The organism is Neolewinella marina (assembly GCF_002631205.1).
GTDB lineage: Bacteria > Bacteroidota > Bacteroidia > Chitinophagales > Saprospiraceae > Neolewinella > Neolewinella marina.
The window spans coordinates 413,626-437,695 of the sequence record NZ_PDLO01000003.1 but is presented as its reverse complement, the minus strand read 5'-3'; the positions used below and the strand labels follow the sequence as shown (position 1 = coordinate 437,695).

At 62.3% G+C, this 24,070-nt stretch carries 20 protein-coding genes; 11 read left to right on the top strand and 9 right to left on the bottom strand.

The genetic code is table 11. From position 1 onward, the window contains the following. Positions 1-18: 18 nt before the first annotated feature. Positions 19-1,416: a dihydrolipoyl dehydrogenase gene (gene lpdA, locus CGL56_RS10285; RefSeq protein WP_099106451.1), complete on the bottom strand. Its 1,398-nt coding sequence runs from the start codon at positions 1,414-1,416 to the stop codon at positions 19-21. 201 nt (positions 1,417-1,617) lie between these two features. Here lpdA and CGL56_RS10280 point away from each other — a divergent pair, with 201 nt between their 5' ends. After that, entirely contained in the window at positions 1,618-3,546 is a 1,929-nt protein-coding gene (locus CGL56_RS10280) for an alpha-1,4-glucan--maltose-1-phosphate maltosyltransferase (protein WP_099106450.1), read from the top strand. Positions 3,547-3,555: 9 nt separating this feature from the next. Here CGL56_RS10280 and CGL56_RS10275 read toward each other — a convergent pair whose 3' ends face one another. After that, positions 3,556-3,939 carry a hypothetical protein gene (locus tag CGL56_RS10275; protein WP_099106449.1) on the bottom strand — a complete coding sequence of 128 codons (384 nt, stop codon included), beginning with the start codon at positions 3,937-3,939 and terminating at the stop codon, positions 3,556-3,558. A 113-nt stretch (positions 3,940-4,052) separates the two neighbouring features. Between CGL56_RS10275 and CGL56_RS10270 the strand changes: the two genes are divergently transcribed. From CGL56_RS10270 to CGL56_RS10255, 4 genes are read left to right on the top strand one after another with little or no spacing between them, the layout of a single operon-like run. Continuing rightward, positions 4,053-4,418, top strand: coding sequence for a DUF1573 domain-containing protein (locus CGL56_RS10270; RefSeq protein WP_099106448.1), 366 nt, complete (start codon positions 4,053-4,055; stop codon positions 4,416-4,418). 50 nt (positions 4,419-4,468) lie between these two features. Continuing rightward, positions 4,469-6,073: a S26 family signal peptidase gene (locus tag CGL56_RS10265; protein ID WP_099106447.1), complete on the top strand. Its 1,605-nt coding sequence runs from the start codon at positions 4,469-4,471 to the stop codon at positions 6,071-6,073. A 2-nt stretch (positions 6,074-6,075) separates the two neighbouring features. Then, entirely contained in the window at positions 6,076-7,203 is a 1,128-nt protein-coding gene (locus tag CGL56_RS10260) for an aminotransferase class I/II-fold pyridoxal phosphate-dependent enzyme (protein ID WP_167641552.1), read from the top strand. Then, the gene (locus CGL56_RS10255; RefSeq protein ID WP_099106445.1) at positions 7,200-8,336 is read left to right on the top strand and encodes a beta-ketoacyl synthase N-terminal-like domain-containing protein; all 1,137 of its coding nucleotides are present in this window, start codon (positions 7,200-7,202) and stop codon (positions 8,334-8,336) included. The genes CGL56_RS10260 and CGL56_RS10255 overlap by 4 nt, the downstream gene beginning before the upstream one ends. A gap of 12 nt (positions 8,337-8,348) precedes the next feature. Here the strand turns inward: CGL56_RS10255 and CGL56_RS10250 are convergent, their stop codons facing one another. Together CGL56_RS10250 and CGL56_RS10245 are read right to left on the bottom strand one after the other, a co-directional pair. Further along, on the bottom strand, positions 8,349-10,271 hold the full coding sequence (locus tag CGL56_RS10250; protein ID WP_099106444.1) for a plastocyanin/azurin family copper-binding protein: 1,923 nt from the start codon (positions 10,269-10,271) through the stop codon (positions 8,349-8,351). A 45-nt stretch (positions 10,272-10,316) separates the two neighbouring features. Beyond that, positions 10,317-12,032, bottom strand: a complete 1,716-nt coding sequence (locus CGL56_RS10245) for a PA14 domain-containing protein (protein ID WP_167641553.1) — start codon at positions 12,030-12,032, stop codon at positions 10,317-10,319. A gap of 108 nt (positions 12,033-12,140) precedes the next feature. On the opposite strand from CGL56_RS10245, the gene CGL56_RS10240 reads away from it, so the two are divergent. Both CGL56_RS10240 and CGL56_RS10235 read left to right on the top strand, forming a co-directional pair. Further along, positions 12,141-13,067 carry a hydroxypyruvate isomerase family protein gene (locus CGL56_RS10240; protein WP_099106442.1) on the top strand — a complete coding sequence of 309 codons (927 nt, stop codon included), beginning with the start codon at positions 12,141-12,143 and terminating at the stop codon, positions 13,065-13,067. Positions 13,068-13,078: 11 nt separating this feature from the next. Beyond that, positions 13,079-13,711, top strand: a complete 633-nt coding sequence (locus CGL56_RS10235) for a hypothetical protein (RefSeq protein ID WP_099106441.1) — start codon at positions 13,079-13,081, stop codon at positions 13,709-13,711. On the opposite strand, the gene CGL56_RS10230 is transcribed toward CGL56_RS10235, so the two are convergent. Further along, a complete protein-coding gene (locus CGL56_RS10230) occupies positions 13,712-14,506 on the bottom strand; it encodes an MBL fold metallo-hydrolase (RefSeq protein WP_099106440.1) in 795 nt (264 codons plus the stop codon). 105 nt (positions 14,507-14,611) lie between these two features. On the opposite strand from CGL56_RS10230, the gene CGL56_RS10225 reads away from it, so the two are divergent. After that, the gene (locus CGL56_RS10225) at positions 14,612-15,313 is read left to right on the top strand and encodes a DUF2490 domain-containing protein (RefSeq protein WP_099106439.1); all 702 of its coding nucleotides are present in this window, start codon (positions 14,612-14,614) and stop codon (positions 15,311-15,313) included. A gap of 4 nt (positions 15,314-15,317) precedes the next feature. Here CGL56_RS10225 and CGL56_RS10220 read toward each other — a convergent pair whose 3' ends face one another. Then, positions 15,318-17,903 carry a M14 family metallopeptidase gene (locus CGL56_RS10220; protein ID WP_245183958.1) on the bottom strand — a complete coding sequence of 862 codons (2,586 nt, stop codon included), beginning with the start codon at positions 17,901-17,903 and terminating at the stop codon, positions 15,318-15,320. Between the two features lie 392 nt (positions 17,904-18,295). On the opposite strand from CGL56_RS10220, the gene CGL56_RS10215 reads away from it, so the two are divergent. Next, positions 18,296-19,933 (top strand): caspase family protein, encoded by a 1,638-nt coding sequence (locus tag CGL56_RS10215; RefSeq protein ID WP_099106437.1) that lies wholly within the window; start codon positions 18,296-18,298, stop codon positions 19,931-19,933. A 237-nt stretch (positions 19,934-20,170) separates the two neighbouring features. Here the strand turns inward: CGL56_RS10215 and CGL56_RS10210 are convergent, their stop codons facing one another. From CGL56_RS10210 to CGL56_RS10200, 3 genes are read right to left on the bottom strand one after another with little or no spacing between them, the layout of a single operon-like run. After that, positions 20,171-21,151 (bottom strand): CdaR family protein, encoded by a 981-nt coding sequence (locus CGL56_RS10210; protein WP_099106436.1) that lies wholly within the window; start codon positions 21,149-21,151, stop codon positions 20,171-20,173. After that, complete coding sequence (yajC, locus tag CGL56_RS10205; RefSeq protein ID WP_099106435.1) at positions 21,120-21,431, bottom strand: preprotein translocase subunit YajC; 312 nt, start codon at positions 21,429-21,431, stop codon at positions 21,120-21,122. The genes CGL56_RS10210 and yajC overlap by 32 nt, the downstream gene beginning before the upstream one ends. 14 nt (positions 21,432-21,445) lie before the next feature. Continuing rightward, positions 21,446-21,925, bottom strand: coding sequence for a DUF1573 domain-containing protein (locus CGL56_RS10200; RefSeq protein WP_099106434.1), 480 nt, complete (start codon positions 21,923-21,925; stop codon positions 21,446-21,448). A gap of 120 nt (positions 21,926-22,045) precedes the next feature. Here CGL56_RS10200 and CGL56_RS10195 point away from each other — a divergent pair, with 120 nt between their 5' ends. Both CGL56_RS10195 and CGL56_RS10190 read left to right on the top strand, forming a co-directional pair. Further along, entirely contained in the window at positions 22,046-22,561 is a 516-nt protein-coding gene (locus tag CGL56_RS10195) for a shikimate kinase (RefSeq protein ID WP_167641554.1), read from the top strand. 5 nt (positions 22,562-22,566) lie between these two features. Next, entirely contained in the window at positions 22,567-23,970 is a 1,404-nt protein-coding gene (locus CGL56_RS10190; RefSeq protein WP_167641555.1) for a S8 family serine peptidase, read from the top strand. Positions 23,971-24,070 lie beyond the last annotated feature (100 nt).

Genomic DNA, 24,070 nt, shown 5'->3' with positions numbered 1-24,070 from the left:
TGTCGGTGTTAAGGCCGGCTACAGGTGAATCACCTCGTCGTAGGCCGCGGCGGTAGCTTCCATCACCGCCTCGCTCATGGTGGGGTGAGGGTGGACGGTCTTGATGATTTCGTGGCCGGTGGTTTCCAGCTTGCGGCTGGCCACTACTTCGGCGATCATTTCGGTGACGTTGCTGCCGATCATGTGGGCACCCAACCATTCGCCGTACTTGGCATCGAAAATCACCTTCACGAAACCTTCCTTGGCGCCGGCGGCGCTGGCCTTTCCGGAGGCGGAGAAGGGGAACTTGCCCACCTTGATCTCGTAGCCGGCTTCGCGGGCGGCCTGCTCGGTGTAGCCTACGCTGGCGACTTCGGGCGAGCAGTAGGTACAGCCCGGGATGTTGTTGTAGTCCAGGGGCTCGGGCTTCATTCCGGAGATGTTCTCCACGCAGATGATGCCTTCAGCGCTGGCCACGTGGGCCAGGGCGGGGCCGGGGATGACGTCGCCGATGGCGTAAATGCCGGGCACGTTGGTGCGGTACATATCGTCCACCTGGATGATGCCGCGGTCGGTCTTCACGCCGAGGTCCTCCAGGCCGATGTTTTCGGTGTTCGGGGTGACGCCGGCGGCGGAGAGCACCACGTCGCACTCGATCACCTCTTCCTTACCCGACTTGCGGTTCTTGGTGGTGACCTTCAGGGTATCTCCCGAGGTATCGACCCGCTCCACGCTGGTGTTGGCGAGGGTTTTGATGCCCTTCTTCTTGTAGATCTTGGTCAGCTCCTTGGATACGTCGGCGTCTTCCCGCGGGACCAGCCCCTGCTCGAGGAACTCCACGATGGTGACTTCCGTACCGATGCTGTTGTAGAAGTAGGCGAACTCCACGCCGATGGCGCCGGCCCCAACTACGACCATCCGCTTGGGCTGCTTGGGCAGGGTCATGGCTTCGCGGTAGCCGATGATCTTCTTGCCGTCGATGGGCAGGTTGGGCAGCTGGCGGGCCCGGGTGCCGGTGGCCACGATAATGTGCTGGGCGTCGTAGGTGGTGGCTTTCCCGTCGGCGTCGGTGACTTCCACCTTCTTGCCGCGGATGAGCTTGCCGGTGCCCGAGAGTACATCAATCTTGTTCTTGCGGAACAGGAAGTTGATGCCCTTGCTCATGCCGTCGGCCACGCCGCGGCTGCGGCCGATCATCTTGTCAAAGTCGGCCCGGGGCTCGGCTACTTCAATCCCGTAGTCGGCCGCGTGGCTGATGTATTCAAAGACCTGGGCGCTCTTCAGCAGTGCCTTGGTGGGGATACAACCCCAGTTCAGACAGATACCGCCGAGGCTTTCGCGCTCTACGACGGCAACCTTCATGCCCAGCTGGGCGGCCCGGATGGCGGCCACGTAACCGCCGGGGCCACTTCCGACAACGATAAGATCGTAAACCATATATATGGTGATTTTTAGGTGGAGGCCTGACCTCCGTGATTCTGTTTGGGTCGCGAAGATAAGGTGCGGGCCGCCGTATTACTGTCCGCAAGACACGCAAGAACCTGCTGGCCTATCTTCACCCCAGAAATTCACCGGGTCGAAGTGAACGTCCGGCCACGGTATTGTTTCTATGCCTTTAGTTAACCCACACACTACTCCATGCAGAACCGCACCGTAATCGACCACGTCACCCCCCAGATCAACAACGGAAGATTTCCCGTAAAGCGCGTGGTCGGCGAGTTGGTAAACGTCACCGCTACCATTTTCGGCGACAGCCACGATTACCTGCGGGCCCTGATCGAATACCGCAAGGACGGGGCCGAACAGTGGCAACTGACCGAAATGGAGGAGGAGCCCAATGACCGCTGGAAAGGCGCATTCCGGGTCGACGAGCAGGGCTTCTATGAGTACCGCCTCGTGGCCTGGGTGGACCACCTGAAAACCTGGTACAAGGGATTCAAGAAAAAGCAGGCGGACGGTCAGGAAATGGGCGTGGAACTGCGCATCGGCGCCAACTTCCTGAGCGAAAAGGCCGATCAGCTGGAGGGCGACGACCACCACCGCGTCACGGAGGCCATCCAGCGCCTCGGCGGTCAGGAAGAGGAAGCCGTGGCCTACGTGCTGAGTGAGCACTTTGCCCAGCTGCTGCACGACTATCCCCTGCGCCGGATGACCACCGTCTACGACCGCGGACTGAAGGTGAAGGTGGGCCGCAAGAAGGAGCGGTTCAGCAGCTGGTACGAGATCTTCCCCCGCTCGGCTTCGCCGGACATCAACCGCAACGGAACCTTCAACGACGTGGAGCAGCTCCTGCCCCGCATCCAGGAGTTTGGTTTTGACGTGCTCTACTTCCCTCCCATTCACCCGATTGGATACCGCAACCGCAAGGGACGCAACAACGCCGTGGAGGCCATGGAAGGGGAACCCGGCAGCCCCTGGGCCATCGGCTCCCACGAGGGCGGCCACAAGGACATACTCCCCGCCCTGGGCAGTCTGGACGATTACCAGCGACTGATGGCCCGGGCCCAGGAGCACGGCATGGAGATCGCGCTGGACCTCGCTTTCCAGTGCGCTCCCGATCACCCCTACATCAAGGAGCACCCCGAGTGGTTCATCTGGCGGCCGGATGGGTCCATCATGTACGCGGAGAACCCACCGAAGAAGTACCAGGACATCGTCCCGATCAACTTCGAGACCGAAGACTGGAAGGCCCTCTGGAAGGAACTGCTGGAGGTGACCCTCTACTGGTGTGAGGCTGGCGTGCGGATCTTCCGGGTAGACAACCCCCACACCAAGCCCTACCGCTTCTGGGAATACATCATCCGCGAAACGAACGAACGCTTCCCCGACGTAATCTTCCTGGCCGAGGCCTTCACCCGTCCGGCCATCATGGCGGAACTCGCCAAGCGCGGCTTCCAGCAGAGTTACACCTACTTCACCTGGCGGAATACAGCCGCGGAGCTGCGGGAGTACCTCGAGGAGCTGACGACCACGGAGCTGGCCGATTACATGCAGCCCAACTTCTGGCCCAACACCCCCGATATCCTGGCCTACGAGATGATGGGGGCCAACGAGAACCAGTTCGTCAAGCGACTGCTGCTGGCCGCTACCCTGTCGAGCAGCTACGGGGTGTACGGCCCCAGTTACGAGCTGATGGAAAACCGCGGCAACACCAACGGCAAGGAAGAATACTACGACAGCGAGAAGTACATGGCCCGTCACTACGACTGGTCGTACCGCAACCGCATCACGGATACCTACCGCCGCATTAACCGCATCCGGAAGGAGCACCCGGCCCTGCAGCAGACGAACAACATCGTCTTCACCGACAGCAACAACCCGAACCTGCTGAGCTACGTGAAGTACACCGACGACCGCAGCAGCATCATCTGGTGTATCGTCAACTTCGACCCCCACCACCCCCAGGACGGCTACTGCGGCGTGCCCACCGAAATCGTAGGAAACCGCAACTTCCAGGTCCTCGACCTGCTGTCAGGGGCTACCTACTGGTGGAACAGCGGTGCCAACTACGTGCGCCTGGACCCCGGTTTCTGGCCGGCCCATGTGTTTGAAGTCAAGCTGGTCTAGGGTCTAGTCCTAGGCGGCTTCCCGCACGAAGAGGTACTGGGTGCTGCCGCCGGTGGAGCTGGCGTTGCCTTCACTGGGCAGGACCATGGCCTCTACGTAGCGCCAGCCGTTGGCGATGAGGTAGTTCACGGCGTGCATCACGCTGTTGAACTTGATGCGTTCTCCGTTATTGGGGTCGATCACTTCCATCCGGTTGCGGGAGCCGCCGTTGATGCTCTGTCCGTAATCGATGAAGATGGTCACCTTGTTGGACAGGAACCGCTCCTGGGCGATCATGCGGACCATCTGGACTTCCTGGAGGTTGTTGATGTTGACGCCGTCGACCACGACCTGGGAGAAGGCGGTAACGGCGAAGCCGAAAACGAAGGCGAGGCTGAGAAAAAGCTTTTTCATGGGTATGTTTTGTCTGGGCATAGAATGCCCCGGATCACTGCGGGGATACGCCGGGGGGCAAGTATAGGAGTTCCTTAACGAAATAGCCGCGCCCCGCCGACGTTTACCAACCTATGCTGCCACTCCTCCTCCTGTTGCCCCTGATGCTGCTGCCCGTCACCCCGGAGCCCATCGAATGGCTGGACCCCGCCACCGTTACCCTGCCCGACACCTTCGTCGGCGAACCCGTCAGCCACACCTTTCGCTTCCGCAACCTGACGGAGGCGCCGGTGGTCATCGACAACGTACGGGTGGGCTGCGGCTGCACCGCTACTGAGTGGCAGGACACGGCCGTAGCCCCCGGAGAAACGGGCAGCCTGACGGTTACCTTCGACGCCGACGTGGCGGGGGCCTACCGCAAGTACGTCAAGGTATTTTTCGACGGACAGCGCGGCGGCCACAAACTCTGGATCGAGGGATTCGTCGAAAACCGCCCCTGAGACCCTGGCTAAAGGCGTACCTTCGCCGCCGCTATTAAGAAAGAAGAACTATGACTTGGTTGACCTGGGTGCTGCTGCTGGGCTACATTGGCCTCAGCCTGGCCCTTTACCGACTTTTTCCCCGCGCCGGCCGTCCGGCCAACCACGCCCTGATTCCGGGCTACAATATGTGGGTGGTATCGGAGCTCGTGGGCCGCAAGGGCAGCTACAGCCTGCTGCTGCTGATCCCCTACTTCAACATGATCTGGTTCGCCGGTCTGATGGTGGACCTGGCGCGCTCCTTCAACCGCTTCAATTTCTTTGAGCACGTCCTTTCCGTAGTCGCCAGCTGGGGGTACTTCGGCTGGCTGGGTGGCCAGGACCCCGTCTACCGCGGGCCCATCCTGGTGGAAGAGCGTGAATGGCAGTCCCGCCTGGCCGCCGCGGAGAAATCCGGGGACCAGCGCGAGGTCCGCAAACTGCGCAACCAGGCCCCCTTCGCCAAACCGGTACTGCGCGACTGGGCCGAGGCGGCCATCTTCGCCATCTTCGCCGCGGCCCTGATCCGCCTGCTGCTGATCGAAAGCTACATCATCCCCACCCCCTCGATGGAGGGCAACCTGAACGTGGGGGACTTCCTCTTCGTCTCCAAGGTCAACTACGGACTGCGGCTGCCCGAAACCATTCTGATGCTGCCCCTGGTCCACAACCGGGCCCCGGTGGTTAACGGCGAGAGCTACATCGACGGGGCCAGCCTGCCCTACCGCCGCCTGCCGGCCCTGGAAGAGATCGACCGCTACGACCCCGTCGTCTTCAACGTGCCCTCGGGCGACAGCGTCTACATCTTCCCCTACCGCACCTACTCGGCCAACGACTACGAGATGGGGAACATCGACGCGAATGCCGCCGCGGCGATCCGCAGCGGACAGGTGGAACTGGTGACCCGCCCCCGCGACAAGAAAGACCACTACGTGAAGCGCGCCGTGGGCCTGCCCGGCGAGACGCTCGAGATCCGCAACCGCGACCTCTACATCAACGGGGAGCAAGTGGCCCACCCCGAAAACGTACAATTTCTCTACGACCTGACCTTCACCGGTCCGCCCAACCGCAGCGGCTGGAGCGATATGGGCATCAGCGCCGACGACGTGCAGCAGCGCAACGCCACCAGTTTCGTCATGTTCCTCGACGAGGATCAGCTGGCCGCCCTGAAGGCCGGCGACCCTGGCCTGGAAGTGGACTTTTTCGACCAGACTGCCCCCAATGGCGTCCGCCTTTACCCCCACAGTGCCAAGTACTTCGGCGACTGGACGGTCGACAACTTCGGCCCCATCGTGATCCCCGCCCGGGGCATGACGGTCACCCTCGACGAAAGGAACTACCAGCTGTACTGGCGCCCCATCAAGGTCTACGAGGAGAACGAGAGCTTCGAAATGCGCAACGGCCGCTTCTACCTCAACGGCGAGGAGATTCAGGAGTACACCTTCCGGCAGGACTACTACTGGATGATGGGCGACAACCGCCATAACTCCGAAGACAGCCGCGTCTGGGGCTTCGTGCCCGAAGACCACATCCTGGGCAAACCCCTCTTCATCTGGTTCTCCGTCAAGGAGGGCAGCATCTTTAACGGGGTGAACTGGGACCGCATCTTCCGCTCGGCCACCAAACAGGGCGACTAGCCTTGGCGGGCCGGGATTTCCTCACCGAACGGCTGGATGCCTTGCGGGCCGCGGGCAACCTCCGGCGGCTGCCCGGCAACCCCGCGGGGATCGACTTCTGGTCCAACGACTACCTCGGTTTCTCCCGCCTGCTCGGCCGCGGCCACGCTTCCGAACTGGTACACACCGCCCCCGGCAGCCGACTGATCTCCGGTGATCACCCGGCCATCTCCGGACTTGAAGCAGACATTGCCGCCTTTCACGGTTTCCCGGCGGCCCTGCTGTTCGGTAGTGGCTACTCGGCCAACCTGGGACTGCTGAGTTGCCTGGCCCGCCGCACCGACACCATCGTCTACGACGAACTCATTCACGCCAGTCTGCGCGACGGCATCCGGCTCAGCGGGGCGGCGGCGCGCAGGTGCCCGCACAATTCGCTAGTGCAGGCCGCCCGGATCCTGACCGCGGCGCGGGGCGACGGACAGACCTTCTTCGTCACCGAAAGCCGCTTCAGTATGGACGGCGACCGGGCACCCCTGGCCGAACTGGCGGACTTGTGCCACCACCACGGTGCCCACCTCATCGTGGACGAGGCGCACGCCATCGGACTCGACGGGCCCTCCGGTGCCGGGCTGGTCGCCCAGCTCGGACTGGCGGGGGCCGTATTTGCCACAGTGGTCACCTACGGCAAGGCTCCCGGCTATCACGGCGCCGCCGTACTGGGCTCGAATGACCTGCGCGACTACCTGATCAATTTCAGCCGCCCCTTCATCTTCACCACCGCGCCCCGGCCCGCCTACGTGACGGGCTTGCGCGAGGTGTATGATCTCATGGGTACACAGCAGCCGGAGTTGCGGCAGCAACTGCAACGCGTGATTGAGGGCTACCGCTCCCTGGCTACTGAACACCTTGGAGAACTGGCGGCACCAAACGATGGCCCGATCCAGCTCGTTCATCTGCCAGGCAACGAGCGGGTGATGGCCCTCGAAGGTCACCTCCGCGAAAGGGGGCTGCTGGTCAAGGCCATCCGCAGTCCGTCCGTCCCCCCGGGCACCGAGCGCCTGCGCATTTGCCTGCACGCCTTCAACTCCGTAGGTGAGGTGGAGCAACTCATTGACGGCCTGACAACCGGCCTCGCAAAGATCTCCGCATGAAGTACGCCATCGCCGGAACGGGAGCCGTAAGCGCGGCCGGAACCACCGCTGAGGTCCAACACGCCCACTACCGGGCGGGACGCCCCGCGTGGCAAGTAGATCCTGCGACCGGCTTACCGGTGTACGCCATCGCTTCACTGCCCGCCCACCCCGCCATTGCCACCTTTGCCGCCGAGCGCCACCTGGACCGGGGCAGCCTGCTGGCCCTGCACGCGGCGGAGCAGGCCGTCGCTGCAGCCGGATGGCATAGCCGGGATTTTGCCGTTCTGGTCGGTTGCTCCCGCGGCCCCACCGAAAGCTGGGAGTCCACCTTTTCGACCTACACGAGCGAGGGCCAGCCTCCGGTGCGCACTTCTCCCCAGACTACGCTGGGCAGCCTGGGATTTGCCCTGGCGGACTACTTCGGGACGGGGAGCCTGAGCACCGGCGTCAGCGTGACTTGCTCCAGCGGTTTTCACGCCCTCTACCACGGAATAGCGCTCCTGGCTGCGGGCATGGCCGACCGGGTCCTGGTGGGCGGTACGGAAGCCCCCCTCACCCCCTTTACCCTGCGGCAGATGGAAGCCCTGAGGGTATACGCCCGTTCGCCGGAGGATGCCGGTACTCCACCTTGTCGTCCCTTGGCCGATCCACCGTCGGGCATGGTGGTCGGGGAAGGAGCCGCCTTCCTGGCCCTGGAAAGGGTGCAGGATCACCACCAATTCGTGGTGGAAGGGCTCGGTGCCGCGCGGGAGCGTGCCGGCAGCTCCACCGGCATCAGCCGGGAAGGGGATGCCCTGCAACACGCCATGCGGGAGGCCACGGGGGAAGGGGCATTAGACTTCGTGATCGCTCACGCTCCGGGAACGCCGCGGGGGGATGCCGCGGAGCGAGTGGCGATCGAAAGTGTTTTCGGATCCGTGCCGGTCACTTCGCTGAAGTGGGCCACCGGCCACACCTTCGGGGCCAGCGGACCGCTGGCGCTGGTGGGGGGTATCGGCATGCTGCAGGGGCATGAGTTTCTGGCGACGCCCTACCCTTCCGCCACCCCAGCGTTTGCGGACGGAAAGATCCTTCGGAGTTTCCTGGTCAACGCAACGGGCTTCGGCGGTAACGCCATCAGCGTCCGAGTAGGCCGGAGGAGCCTGCCCTGATCCAAACAATGGCTACCGCGACGCTGATTCCTTGACCACCAGTACCCCGCGCATCACCTGGTAGTGGCCGGGGACGGTACAGACGTACTCGTAGGTACCCGGTTTGGTGGGGGCCGTAAAGTAGATCGTATCCTCCGTTTCCGGGGCCACCAGTTCAGTGTGGACCAGTACCTCGGGAATGTCCGGGATGTAGTCCATAGCCGCCCCCTGCAGCCCCAGGGCCAGGGCGGCCTGGCCGACCCGGTCGCCCATTTTGCCGCTGGTGAGCACGAAGTTGTGCTCCATATCGTCCGGATTGCGGAAGGTGAACTTGATGCGCGCCCCGGGGCGGGCCGTGAGGTATTGTTGCTTGAACTTCATGCCGAGGGCAGATTCCAGGACGATTTCCTCGTCGAACTTCCCGTTCCAGTCTGCCGGCATCTCCATGGGGCGTTTGGCGGAGGATTCGGCATCGGCGAGGTCCGTCGTCGCCGCTGCTGATCCGCTGCCGCCACCCGGGATGGCGTTCAGGGTGTAATAGCCGAAGTCGTGCAGCAGGCGGTCACCGGCCGCACCGCGCAGGCGGGCCAGTTTGATCTCGTAGATGTAGCCGGGGCGGAAACCGTCGACCTTCACCCTCACCGTCTTGCCGTCGGGCTGCAATTCCGCCGCGGTTACCGGATTGGCCTGGATGTCCACCACCGGGCTGCCGTAGTTGTGGTGGTAGCGGTAGGTGAAGTTCTGGATGTTGAAGCTGGAGGGGCGGACCGTTGCCGCCGCCACGGGTTTGGTAAATTCAATGGAGAAGCCATCCTCCGTGGCGCGCACCGCGTACATTTCAAAGGGTACCTTCCCCGTCCATTTCAAGCGTTCCAGGGCAAATTCTTTGCCGCCCGTTGCGGCCCAACCGCGGGCGGTCTGTCCGGCGTAGAGGGCTTTGTCGGGGCCGAAGTTCAGGCGCAACAGTCCGGAGCTGAACCCTTCCCGGAAGGGGAAGACCACTCCCTGGTATTCGCCGTCCACCTTCTCCAGGGCCACCCGCATGATCTTGCTCTGCCCCTGGTCGCTCACCAGCAAGTGACCGGCAAAGGGCCCGAAGGCTCCTTCGGTGTTGTCGGCCAGAATGGCGGCGGTGGAGATGCCCAGGATGCCGTGGGGGAACCATACGGCGGGGAGTTTCACGTTGCCCAGCTCCTTGCGGGCCTGGTACATGGTCTGGAAATCGTCGTTGAGGTCGCTTTCCTTCAGGTTGACGTCCGATCCCGGCTCCCCGGCCCACCGCAGGCTAGCGGGGTGGCCGGCAAAATCACCCTTTCGGAGGTGGGTGATCCGCCCCGAGCCGATCCAGTCGCCCTGGTTCTCGGCTACGAAAACCTCTCCCTCCAGGTTGGTGCCGAAACCGGCCGGACTGCGCATGCCCGCGGCGTAGGGGATAAGTTTTCCGTTGGCGGAGTTGTACTGCATCATCCAGCCGCGGAAGGGGGACTTGCTTACTCCCTTGCCTTCCCAGCCTACGTTGCGGGTAGTGAGGAAGCTTCCGTCGGGCTGGAACAGGGGGCCGTAGTGGTATTCGTGGTAGTTGCCGGTAAGGGGCATATCGTACACTGTTTCGTACACATCAGCCGTCCCGTCCCCGTCACGGTCCGTGAGTTTCGTCACTTCTCCGCGTTGGGCAACGTAGATGGCTCCGTCGCGGGCACTCAATCCGAGGGGTTCGTGCAGCCCGCGGGCAAAGAGGGAATAGGTGGCCTCGCCCGTGGGATTGGCGATGATCCATACTTCTCCCCGCCGGGTGGTTACGGCCAGTTTCCCATCTGGCAGGAAGTCCATCCCCCCGACCTCGAGCTTGATCTCCTCGGGGATGTTCACCGCTTCGAGTTGGTAGAAGTCGGACTCCTGCTGCGCCAGAAGTAAGGCGCTGAGGGCAAGGCAGCAAACAAGGAAAAGCGGTCGCATGAGTAACAGTTTGACGGGGCAAGAGAAGGGAGGGACAGGGAAGGATTACCAATTCAGGGAATAGGTGAGCTGCTCACCCGGCGGAAGCTCGGCCACCAGCCGTTGGGTACCCTCCCCGCGGAGCAGGCGCAGTCCGCCGCTGGCCAGCTGATCGATGCTGACCTGCAGGCCCGGATCGACCAGTTCGAAGCTGCCCTTCCCGGTTTCCCGGATGGCAGCGGCGGCCACTACGCTGGTGACCAGGATTTCGTCCGTGCTGTGGTTGATCAAGGTGCGGCGCAGTCCCCGGTCGGTGGGTACAATCTCATCGGATACCTCCCCGCCTCCGGGGGTAGCGAAGAAGAAGGTTGGCCGCCCAGCGCCGTCCAGTTCGTAGCGCAGGTGGTGGAAATCCTCCGCGTGTTCCGGCCAGGCGTCGGTATCCGTGTTCCACTGCGGACGGCCGTCGAAGGCCACCACGGGCGCCAGGGCACGAGCTACCTGGGGCTCACCGCGGCCCACCCACATTTCACTCACGTCGAGGTAGGGGCCCCGCCAGGCCTGCAGGAGACTACCGTTGCGTAGGTCGTAACTGTAGTGGGGCCCCCGGGCTTCCCCGACGTTGATTACGTGGGTGCGCTTGTCGGTGTAGTCGTAGACCCGGGCGGGCGGAAAATTCAGAAAGCTGCGCAGCAGGTAGGGCCGCTCATCCGCCTCGATGGCCAGGGGTTCTCCGCTGCGGGGTGTGGCCACGGCCCGGTCCTCCGGCATGTCGTTGAAGCTCGCGAACTCCTGTCCCTCCAGGGCGTATTTCACCTTCAGGTGATTCCAGCCGGTGAACTGGTAGTGGTCCAGCCGTACCCGGTGATTTCCCTCACCAAGCTCGACGGAGCCTCCCCCCTCAATCCCTTCGACGCGACCGCCCAGGTCGACCACCAGTTCATCGTCGATGTAGAGTCGGGTGGAGGCCGGGGAAGTGATGCGGAATTTGTAGGTGCCGGCCTTGGGAATATCCAGCTCGGAGGTAAACCGCAAGGCGTAGCCGCTCCCCTTCTCCCGCAGGCCATCGAGGTCGAAGCGGGAAATGTAGCCCTGCTTCGTCGGGGTGAGGGATGCGTAGTCGGTCACATCCTCCGGGTTACCGGCGATGTCGTAGTAGGCGTAGCGGATGAGGGGCAGACTCAGCTCAACTTCACCGGCACTATCGACGGCGGAGGAACGGCCCGCTTGCCCGAGGCTGCGCATATTCGTCAGCGACATTTCCCCCTGGAGGAGTTCCAACGTGAGGGGGCCACCCGCTCCCCCCCCGGTGGCGGGCAGGGGCTGCTGGTAGTAGATAAGGTTACCGTTCAGGTAGGTGGCCACCAGCAAGGGAGGGTCTTGCCCGCGGGCGGGCAGGTAGGCCAGCTCCAGGTTTTGCCATACCCCCGGGGTCGCGGAAACCTCCGCGCGTTTGCTCACCGTTGTATCGAGGTCGAGCGTGGGCAATGTCAGGGCGTGGGTGCCGCCCAGTAACAGCCGGGCCTCCCCCTCCTCATCCAGGCGAAAACTGAAGGCCAGGGTTACCGCTTCGTGATTCGGCAGTAATTCCAGCCGGGCCGGGCCCGTGGCCGTGAGCACACCGTCGGCCATTACCCAGCCTTCCGGGGCGGAATTCATCTCCAGCGGCTGGAGACCGTCGTCCGGCGCCCGCTCCCCGGTCTCGATGGTTTGCACTTCCAGGGGGTCGGTCGAACAGGCGGCGGCGAACAGCACCGCGGAGAACAGGATGTACTTCAGCATGACGCAAGATAACAAGCCCGCTAGAAAGTAAATCGATTGCGCCAGCGGGTTCCGGTTTCCCATTCTCGGCCGGGCAACGTATGTTTAAGCCCCACGAAAACACTGATCATGCACCGCCGTAGCGCCCTTAAACTTACCACCGCAGCCCTGGGACTGGCTCCCCTGGCCGCGGCGGCTTCTCCTCGTCCCCCGGCACCCGCGACCCCGCCCGACGGTACTCGCTTCAACCTGGCCTTCGCCCCCCACGCCGGTATGTTCCGCAACCTGGCGGGAGAAGATTACCTGGACCAGGTACGCTGGGCCGCCGATATGGGCTTCCACGCCTGGGAGGACAACGGCATGGGCGGCCGGGAGCCGGAAATGCAGAAAAAGATCGGGGAGCTGCTGGCCGCGAAGGACATGCAGATGGGGGTATTCGTAGCCAACAAGATCAACTGGCGGGAACCCACCCTGACCAACGGGGCTGGGGAACACCGTGAGGCCTTCCTGGCCGACATCCGCAACGCCGTGGAAGTAGCCAAGCGCTGCAACGCCAAATGGATGACGGTGGTGCCCGGCTTCGTACAGATGCGCCTCGAGCCATTTTACCAGATGGCTAACGTGGTGGAAACCCTGAAGCAGGGCGCGGCCATTCTGGAGCCCCACGGACTCGTGATGGTGCTGGAACCGCTGAACTACCGCGACCACCCCGGACTCTTCCTGACCAAGGCCGCCCAGGGCTACGCCATCTGTCAGGCCGTAGGCAGCCCCTCCTGCAAGATTCTCTACGACATCTACCACCAGCAGATCCAGGAAGGAAACCTGATCCCCAACATCGACGCCGCCTGGGACGAGATCGGCTACTTCCAGATCGGGGACAACCCCGGCCGCAAGGAACCCACTACCGGGGAGATCAACTACGAACGGGTACTCGCCCACATCCACAACAAAGGATTCCGGGGCGTATACGGCATGGAGCACGGCAACAGCCAGGAAGGGGAAACCGGTGAGCGCGCCGTCGTGGAGGCCTACCGCAAGGTGGATGTACCGGTATAACCATCCAGTCCATGACCTTCTCCCCCACCCGCTTACTACCGTATATCGCCCTCATGCTGCTGGCCGCCTGTAGCGACAGCCCCGAGGAGCCCGCTGCCCCGCCCGCCCCGACGCCCCAAACGGGATATACGACTAACTCGGCCGCCGGACTCGAGTGGAGTCAGAAACGCTACGACCGGACGCGGGAAATGGAACGCAACGGGCAGCTGCGCTGCGATACCGTGGGGTACACCTGCCCAGATGACCCCGTCAGTGGTCAGTTCATTTTCTGCTACGCGGGTGATGAGCTCGTGCGGACGGCCCACGAATTTACCCAGGGCGACCACGCTTCCCTTTCCGAGAGTTACTACTACGACGGGGAGGATATGTACTTCGCTCACCTGACCGCCGGCGAGTGGCGCTTCGGGGGCCCGGGTAACGAAACGGAGCCGACCACCATCGATGAGATCCGGGAGGAGATGCGTTTCTACGGCAACGGGGACCTGCTGGACCGCCGCTTCCGTACTTATACCGTCAATTCCTGGGAAACCTCCCCGGACCCCGGGCAGCTGCCTACGGAGGCCACGGGAGAGGAGATTACCGGCGGATTGGGGGCCGATGCCGTGCGGCGGGTAGTCGACACGAGGCAGTATACCTGTCCGTGATTACTCTACGTCCGGGTACCAGTTGCCCAGCTGTACCTGGATTTCGGGATTCCCCGCGGTAACCTGCTTCCGGAAGGCATCCACGTCACTTTTTGATCCATCCTGGTTGCGGTAGTGGTAGGGGTAGACCTCGCGGGGGGCGAAGGCGAGCACCGATTCGGCGGCCTGGTCCACGTCCATCGTATACGGCAGGTTCATGGCTACGAAGGCCACGTCAATGTCCTGGAGTTCACGCATGGCGGGCACCCCTTCGGTGTCTCCGCTGATGTAGAAGCGCTGGTTGTCGTCGCCAAAGTCCACCACGTAGCCGTTGAATTTTCCTTCGGGATGAAAATTCTCCTTGGGCGGGGGATTGTAAGCCGGGATGGCTTCGATGGTGACGTCCCGCCAATTATAGGTTTCCCCATTGGCCAGGGTATGGCGTTCGGCGAAAGCCTGGACGATGGAATCCGCTTCTATGACGGCCGCGGGAGCCAGCAGCGTAGCCCCGGACAGGTCGAAGGCGCCGAGGGTGGCCGGGTCGAGGTGGTCCGGGTGGGTATGGGTAATGAGCACGAGATCCGGAGCCGGGAAAGAAGCGTAGCGCTCCGCTCCGCCGTAGGGATCGATATAGATGGTCCGTTCGCCCTGGGTGAGCACCAGAGATCCGTGGTAGACGGGGTGGACGGTGACTGCTTCGCTTACGGTTTCTTCCTCGGGAGTGGTAGCTTCCGTTGCTTCCGCAGCGGGCGTATTATTATCGGCGCAGGCGGCGAGTCCGCAGGTGCAGAGCAAAACAAAAAGGCAGTGTCTCATGGTTGGGATGCTGAGTGAATGCCGGTACAACGGGAATTACTCCGATGAGTTGATCCCGAATAATCGTTTACTTTCTCTGTCACCTTTGACCACCCTACTGTTCTCATGCGTCCCTATCTGCTTTTGTCGCTATTGCTGACCCTTCCCCATTGGCTACCCGCCCAGTTGAACCTGTTTTCCGGTGCCTCCTTTGAGCATGAGGTCACTCCCAACTGGGGTTATCAGTTCGAGGTGGAGCACCGGCAGGTGGTCAATACGGGGGATGACAACCGCGTCCTCCTCCTGGGGGCGATCAACCACCGGATTGTCGGCCGGCTCGACGTGACCCCGGGGGTGAGGTTTACGCCGCGGTACGATACGGACGAGCCTTCCACCGTAAGGCTGTTTACGGACCTGAATTTTTCCCACCCCCTGGGCGAGGGTCCTTTTAGCTTGGAAGCGCGCGTCCGCTCCCAGTACGAACGCGCGCTGGCGGACAATGGATCCGGACCGGAAGTGGCCGTCCGTCCCCGCGTCGGCATCGCTTACCAGCTGTTGGAACACACCGGATTGGTGGCGGAGTACGAGGCCAGGTACCGCTTTGACACCCGCGACGCCTGGACGCAGCACCGCTACACCTTCGGGATGGAACAGCAGTTGTCTACCCGCATCAGCGTAGAGGCCTTTTTCCGCCTGGAACGGGAAATCGACCCTCCCGTGCCGGAAACCGAGCCCACCATTGGGGTTTTTCTGGTGTACGTTCTGCCGGACCGCAGGGACCGCGACTGGCGCTACCGGTCGCCCTTTGGCCGCAGCCTGCTCTGGTAGACCACTAACTGCCCGGGACGATCATCACGGCGTTCTGCATCAGGCGGCTGGGGCCGCGCCAGAACATGCGGTAGTGGGGATTGTCGAGCAGGTAGACCAGCTTGCCCTGGCCGATGTTGCGGACGCCCGCCCAGCTGTTACCGGCCAGGAGGTTGAGGCTCGCCTCGGGGGCGTAACCGGCGGCCAGCAGTTGGGTGGAATCAACCGCGTAGCGTCCTACCGACTGCAGGCCGGCAGTGGGCACGAGGGAGGAACTGCCAAACTTGAGGGTATACACCTCCTCCTTCATGCCGAAGGCCAGGGGGTGGCTGGTATCGAGGGTGGCGTTCAGCGCGGTGCCGGGCACGTTCTTCTTGCCGTAATAGTCGGTACGCTCCCGGTAGTTCAGTTGGGCGGCGGCTTCCGAGGTATCCCGACCGGGGGTCTTCAGTTTCTGGTCGGTGAAGTCGCGGTCGGCCGTGAAGAATTCGGCGGTGCTTCCAACCGTGATCAGCGTTCCGCCGGCGGAGATCCAGTCCTTCAGCGTTTCCCGCTCTTCCTTGCCGAATACCGCGTCGAGGTGGTCGGCGTCGGGTAGGATCAGCACGTCGTAGTCGTTCAGGTCGGCGTAGCCATAGCGGCTGCCAAACTTGGGCACGGCAGTCTGTCGCAGTACGGAGGTGCGAATCCGGGTAACGGGCAGCCGCGTTTCCCAGTCAAAGAGAAAGTAGATCTGACCGCTGGTGTAGGTATCGAAAGGCTCGTCGACCAGCATGGCTACCTGGGGCTCCCGCAGGGGGAAATTGCGGGTGCTGGCCAGGTCGTGGCCCGAGCGCATCCGGCCCGTGGTGAAGCGTTCGATGCGCAGGCCGTGGTCTTCAGCCAGTCGCTGCATCAGCTGTGCCAGTTCAGTCTCCTTTTCCAGGTTGCGGCCGCGCAGGATGACCAGGCTACCGGCGGTGAACTCCCGTCCCTCGTCGGAGGTGAAGGGTTCCAGGGCCGCCCGGACGCGCACGTCGGCTTGCCACAGCTCGGCCAGGGCCTGGGGGGCGTTGCGCTGGCTCCAGTCGATCACGTAGGCGTAAACCGGGCCGTTGGTGGGACCGGCTACGGTTCCTTCCCGCTCGATGAGGCTTACCACCTCGGTGTCAACCCGTAACGGACCGTTGAATTGAAAGGCCTCGAGGTTATAGGCCAGGGGTGCCGACCAGGTGCTCATGTCGTACATCACGCTGTCCTCTATCTCCATCTGGTTGCTCAGGATGCTGTTCACGAACAGGTGGCGGGGTTGCTCGGTAGCAATAATGAGGCTGCCGGCGGGGTGGGTTCTTTCTGCGGTGGCGCGGGTGCCGCGGTACCCCGTGCCGCGGGCGGTGAGGGGTTCCAGGGTGCGCTCCACTTCCACGCCATTTAGGAGCATCATCTCGAGGAAATCGTTGAAGTAATCGCTGCCGTCGTTCTCGATGAGGTAGGCGGTGGTTTCCGCCTTGCTGTTCAGCGGATCCCAGGCCTGGAGGCTGTAATTCACCAGGGCCTCCCGGTTGGCGGCCGCGGCCTTCACCTGGGCGATGCTGGTGGTGTAGTGGTCCCACACCCGCTGCCGGAGGGTAAGAATGAAGCCGTCCTCCGTCTCCACGGCGCGGCCGGCGCCGATGCCACCCTGTTCGACGAGCATGCCAATGGCCCCCATCACCGAGGGATAGCTGCTTCCGTAGCTGGGGTAGTAGAAGTCGAAGCGGTCGCGGGTAAAGTAGCTGATGCCCTGTTGGTCGAACTGGGCGATGTTGGCCCGCCCGAAGGTATCGGCCCAGCTTTCGTAGGCGTCGGGCAGGAGGAGGTTGCGGGGCGTGGTGCCGGGGGTGGTAAAGTAATTGGCGTCGTAGCCCTGCTCGTGGTAGTCGGTATGGACGTTCGGCATCCAGCGCTGGTAGGCGCGGGTGTGCCCCCGGCTTTCGGGGTGGACGCCCCATACCCAGTCGCGGTTCAGGTCGAACCAGTAGTGGTTGGTCCGGCCATTGGGGAAGGGGGCATAGTGCTCCAGGTCGCGGGGCTCTTCGCCGCCGGTGGCCCGGGCCATGCCGTTGTACCAGTAAACGTAGCGGTCGCGGCCGTCGGGATTGATGCAGACGAACAAAAGGTTGACCGACTCGCGGAGGGCGTTCAGCAGATCGGGGTCTTCGGTGGTTGCCAGTTCATAGGCCACCTGCATCGCGGCCTCGGTGCTGCTGGCTTCGTTGCCGTGGATGTTGTAGCTATAGCTGTTGATCACCGGCTGTTGGGCTGCGATCTCTTGCACCTGCGTGCCCGCCATCCGGTAGCCTTCCACCAGCTTCAGCTGATTGTTGCGGATCTGCTCCAGCCGGCCCATCAGACTGGTATCGGTTACGGTAAGCAGGATCAGGGGACGACCCTCGTAGGTGCTGCCGTAGCGTTCGAGCTTGATGCGGGGACTTTGTTCGGCCAGGTATTCAAAGTAAGCCACCGACCGCGCGTATTCGGTGAACCGCTCCCCCAACCGGTAGCCCAAAAATTGCCGGGGGCTCAGGATTTCGGAGGAGGAAAGATTCTCCGGAAAATCCAGTCGCTCATAGACGTCGGATTGGGCATTCAAATTGAGAATACAAATACAGAAAATTATGACTGAGTAAAATCGCATAGCATATGGTGGGTAAGTCCCCAAAATAGGTAATGGTGACGGCGTAGGGGGTAATTATATATTTTTTTCCCCGCGGTCCGTTGTGGGTATACCGTTCTCCGGAGAAAGGCTACCGTTCCGTCAAAGTCCCTTGTTATTACGGTCAGAAGGCGCAATTTTAAGAGTGATCTGTAAGCTAATAGACCAACTCACCCACAGTAATTCGGCGATCAGCGTCTCTCTCAGAATGAACCTAACGTTTAGGCTTTAGTATTACCACCGCCCGGGCCGTCGAGGCTAGAAACGACTGCCAGGGAGGACTGGACCTGGAATTGAAACTGATACCGTACACACTCTACACGTCAAACATGTTAAAATCATTCGTCCTGCCGTTGTTGCTCCTATGCACTACGGCTCTTTGCGCCCAGGGGCGCTGCCAGCGCGGAAACTGCTACGATGGACAGGGCATCCTTCGTTTCGCGGACGGCGCCCTCTACACCGGAAATTTCAAGGCTGGTCAGTTCGACGGTGAGGGTACCCTTACCTATCCCGACGGCTCGGTGTATTCCGGGAACTTCCGGGGACAACGACAGAGTGGCTACGGCAAACTGAAGGACGCCAACGGCAATCTCTACGACGGCATGTGGCGCGACGGACGCCGCCACGGCCGCGGCAAGGTGGTCTACGCCAGTGGCGGGGAGATCATCGGAACCTGGGTAGAAGATCAATTGCAGGGAGAAGTAGCCTTCACCTTCGCCAACCGCGACTACTACGTGGGTAATATGGACCACAACGCCATGGACGGCTACGGCATCATGGAATTCGCTAACGGTGACGTCTACCGCGGCGAATGGAGCAACAACCAGCGCAACGGCAGCGGAAAAATGATCTACGCCGACGGGACCGTCTACGAAGGTCAGTGGGAAAACGGGGCTCCCAAGGTAGACTGGGCCGCCCTTGGATTCGTAGGCAATACTGCCAGTCTGCTCAGCTGCGACCAGGGCTGCCCGGACGGTAATTCGCGCTTCACCTACGCCGACGGCACCACATTTCTCGGTGAGACCCGCAACGGCTACCCCGACGGAAAAGGTACCGTACTCTTCCCCAACGGCAACAGCTACCACGGCCGCTTCCACAACCACCGGCCCAACGGACTTGGCATCATGCAGTACGCCGACGGGCAGATCGAAGGCGGCATCTGGAAGGACGGCCAGCTTTTCCGCCGCATGTATTCCGCTAGCGGCCAACCCGCCACCGAAGCCACCGCCGCCTACGACCCGGAAGTAAAGGTGTGGGCCGTAGTGGTCGGCGCCGCCTACTACCAGCACATGCAGACCCTGCGGTACACCGACGACGACGCCTACCAGTTCTACGCCTTCCTTAAGAGCATCGAAGGTGGCGCGCTTTCTGACGATCAGGTGAAGGTGCTGATCGACGAGAATGCCACCCACGACAACATCCTGGCCGCCATGCGGGATACCTACCGCAAGGCCGACGAAAACGACGTCATCCTCTTCTACTTCAGCGGTCACGGTCTGCCGGGCTCCTTCCTGCCGGTCGACTACGACGGGGAATCCCGGGCCCTGGCCCACGAGGACGTCCACGAGGTACTGCAGAACAGCCGGTCGCGCCACAAGGTGGTCATCGCCGACGCCTGCCACAGTGGCAGCCTGGTCGCCCGCGGCGTGGGCGCCAACCGCGAAGCCCTGTCGGGTTACTACTCGGCCCTCACCAACGCCAAAGCCTCCACCGCCCTGATGATGTCGAGCCGCGGAGAGGAAATCAGCCTCGAGGATGGCGGACTGCGCTCCGGTGTATTCAGCCACTACCTCATCCGTGGCATGAAGGGGGAAGCCGACGCCAACCACGACCGGATGGTGTCCATCCAGGAACTCTTCAACTTCGTCCACCGCGAAGTGCGCGGCTACACCGGCAACGTGCAAACCCCCACCCTGACGGGCAATTACGACGAACAGATGCCGATCTCGGTGATGCGGGCGCGGTGATGAGGCCCGAGCTTTGCTCGGTAGTTGCTGGTTTTTGAGCTTCGCCCGGGGGTTGCTGGTTTCTGGTTGCTTCCTCACTGGCGCTCGGGTTGCTGGTTTTCGAGCTTTGCTCGGGGGGTCTAACATTCGCGAACCGAGCTCGCGAACCGAGCTCGCGAACCGAGCTCGCGAACCGGAACCTCATAACCAAAGGAATGACCGCGAGCTTAGCTCGCGAACCGTTCAGCTCACGAACAGTCAGGATCCAGGACGATTATAAATGTAAAACTCCACGGCCCGGGGCGAAAACTCTACCTGACTGATATTCTCCGGGACACGGGTGAGGCTCAGGGGGACCGTATTATAGGGATCGTTCGTTTTCATTCGGCTCAGGTCGGCCTCCACCCGGAAGTCACTGGCCCGGATGGTACCAAAGGCGCGCTGGGGTACGGTGGCGGTGACGGTAACGAAGGGGGGAAACACCCGGGAGGAGTCCGACGGTGGAGCATTATAGAGGGTCACCGGGATGCGGAACTGCTGCTCGATAAACGCCTCAACGTCAACCGATAGATCAACCTTGTCGTAATTCAGGTCCAAGCCCTCGGGGGCGGGTTCCAATTGAACCTCCGCCCGCACGCTTTCCTCCAGGTTTTCGAGTACCAATGTCTGGGTGGGCCAGGAGGTGATTTCTTCCAGGTCGTCGATGGCCCCGCTTACGGTTACGCTGTCGGGACTCAGGGAGACTCCGTTGACCGCCGCGTAGCCGGGTCCGAAACTGGCCTTCACATTGGAAACCACCGGCACCCGCTTGCCATCGCGTGGGGTGGTGAGGATGCGCTGGGGATCGTAGCCGATGTTATCTATCTCCAGGTCCCCGCTGGTGAGTTGGCGGCGAATCTGCTGCTCCAGCACATTGCGACTGAGCAGGTAGTCCTCGTCGGCACCCACGTCCAACTCGACGTTCATTTCTCCGCCGCGCATGCTCTCCCAAATCAGGTTCCAGCCACGGCCGCGGATCTGTACCGGAATGCTGCGGGGGGGTGATCCGGCCAGTGCGCGATCCGCGCTGACGGTGTAGTGAAGCTGGACGTTCTTGGTGATTTCGTAGTCCTGGGAAAGGTTGAGGATCAGCCAGAATACGAAGGCCAGCCCGATGCAGATGAGCAGGATCTGCCGGTCGGTGGCCGCCATATTCCGGAAGGGAATACTATCCTTCAGTCTTTGCAGGGTAGATGGCATCGGTAAGTTCCTTCGAGATCGCGTTCTTGGTCACCTGAATGTAGGTTTTATTACCAACGTTCAGGGTTACGATCTGGTCTTCCACCTTGTCGATGATGCCCAGGATGCCACTGGCCGTAACGACGCGCTGTCCCTTTTTCAGTTCGCTCATGAACGCTTTTTGCTGCTTGCTGCGCCGGCGCTGGGGGATGATCATGGTAAATACCAGAACCGCCAGCATGGCAATCATGAAAAATCCGTTGGTGAACAGGTCGCCGCCCGCTTGAAGTAATAGCGTCATAGTCAAAAATCCTTTTATTCGTTAATGATCGTACCGTCGACGTAGATGGTGGTGAGTGACGGATAGGTATTGGCCGTGAGGGTAACGGGCTTGCGCTGCCGCCCGTACTTGTGGGCGGTATTGAAGACCACCTCCACTACCCCACCCTCGCCGGGTGCGATGGGCTGCCGGGGATAGCTCGGCACCGTACACCCGCAGGTGGAGCGGGCGTCGGTGATCAGCAGGGGCGCCCGCCCCGTATTCGTGAACCGGAAGGAGCGCCGCACTGTAGTTCCCTCCTTTACTTCACCGAAGTGATATTCCGGTTCCTCAAAGGTCAGCTTCGCCACCAGGCTGGTATCGGCCGGGGCGGCATCCTGGTCGGCAACGGGGTTGCGAATCAGGCTGGCCGTGGTACCCGCGGGCTTTTCCTCCACGCTTCCTTCGTCCGCCGGGGCGTCGGAACAGGCCCAGAGGCCGGCCAGCAAAAGAAGAATCACGGAAATCCGGAGCATACGTACACGATTGAGGCGGCAAAGATACACAGCGCCCACCAACCCGATTCCGTGGTTTGCGGTATGGATTGCCGCTTTTCCAAAGCTATCTTTACCCGCTTCAACAATCCGGCACTCACCATGCGCGTCTTCCTTACCGGCTTCATGGGCTCGGGCAAAAGCTACGTCGGTTCCCGCCTCGCCCGGCGACTGGGACTGCCCTTCGTAGACCTGGACCAGTTCATTGAGCAGCGTACCCGCCTGAGCATCGCCGAACTTTTCGCCGAAGTGGGGGAAGACAGCTTCCGCGACTTGGAAACCATGATGCTGCGGGAGTTCGACACCCTGCCCATGTTCGTACTGGCCACCGGCGGTGGCACCCCCTGCTGGCACGACAACATGAACTGGATGAACGCCCACGGCCGTACCGTTTTCCTGGACCCTTCGCCGGCCATAATTGTCAACCGATTGTCGCAGGAGCGGGACAAGCGTCCACTACTGCACGGAGGGGAAGACCTGGCCACCCTGGTTGACCGCAAGCTGACGGAACGGCGGGAGTGTTACGAGCGGGCGCACATTCATCTACTGCAGGACAATCCAAACCAGGACATTCCGCGTTTGCTGGAGAAACGCCTCAACACCTACCCCGCCAAATGAATTCCATGTCGCGACTACTGCTGCTATTACCCTTTCTGTTGCTGGCGGCCCCGGCCCTTGCCCAGCAAACTTCCAACGCGGGGATGTACTTCGTTGGCTTTGCCGACAAGGCCAACACACCCTTTTCCGTGGACCGCCCCACTGAGTTCCTCAGCACCCGCTCCCTGGCGCGCCGGGATAAGATCGCCGCGCCGGTGACGGAACTCGACCTGCCCATTCAGGCCGACTACGAACGCGCGGTGGCCGCCGCGGGGGCCCAGATCTGGCTCCGCAGCCGGTGGATGAACGGAGTGGTCGTAGCCGCCGACGAGCAACAACTCGATAAAATTGCCCGGTTGCCCTTCGTGGATACCACCTACTACGTAGCACCCCGGCAGTACGAGCGGTCCACTACCCTGCCCCGCCCGGCCAACTTTGATCAGCCGGCACCGGTGGTCGGCAGCGTTCCGGTGAACGAGACCTTTTACGGATACGGCTTTACCGACCTGGCCCGCATGAACGGCGACAGCCTCCACCGCCTCGGCTTTAGGGGCCGCGGAGTGCTGGTGGCCGTCTTCGACGGGGGCTTTCCCAGCGTGGGCTACAAGGACTTCCTGGGGTATGACCAGGTGGAAGCGGTTCCGGGTAATTACGACCTGGTGGAACAGGACAGCACGGCCCTCGACGGTTCCACCCACGGCGCCACGGTGGTGAGCACCATGGCGGCTCACCACCCCTTCTTCTTCATCGGCACGGCGCCGGAAGCCCGCTACCTCCTCTTCAAAACCGAGAACAGCCGGGGGGAGCACCGCCTCGAGGAAATCAATTACGCCATTGCCCTGGAGATGGCCGACAGCGCCGGGGTGGACCTGGTGAACAGCAGCCTGGGATATACCACCTTCTCGGACAAGCGTATGGACTACACTTACGCTGACCTGAACGGCCGTACCTCCCCCGCCTCGATCGCGATCGGCCACGCCTTTGACCGGGGGATGATCGTGGTGACCAGTGCCGGAAACAGTGGCGCGGACGACTGGAAGCACATTGGCATTCCCGCCGACGCCGAGGAGGCCTTCAGCATCGGCGCCCTGGACGCCGCGGACCAGCGGGCGTACTTCAGCAGCTTTGGCCCCACCGCCGATGGCCGCATCAAGCCCGACGTGAGCGGCCCCGGCGTGATGGTGACCGCCGTAGCCGCCAACGGCAAAGGCCTTACGGGGGCCAACGGTACCAGCCTGAGCGCCCCGTTGGTCACCGGACTGATCGCCTGCCTGCTGCAGGCCGTGCCCGAGGCCACCAACCAGGAGATCCTGGATGCCATCCGGGCTACCGCCTCCCAGGCCACCGCGCCGGATGCCACCTTGGGCTACGGCAAGCCGGATTTCGCGGCCGCCTACCGCCGCCTGATCGGTCGTCGGCAGCAACCGTAAGGGTCGGCTTTTTTGACTGGTCGCTTGTACCGGCCGGAGGCGTTGCTTATTTTTGGGAATCCCGGCAGCCAACCACTTAAGGTTTTTGCTGTTGGGCCTA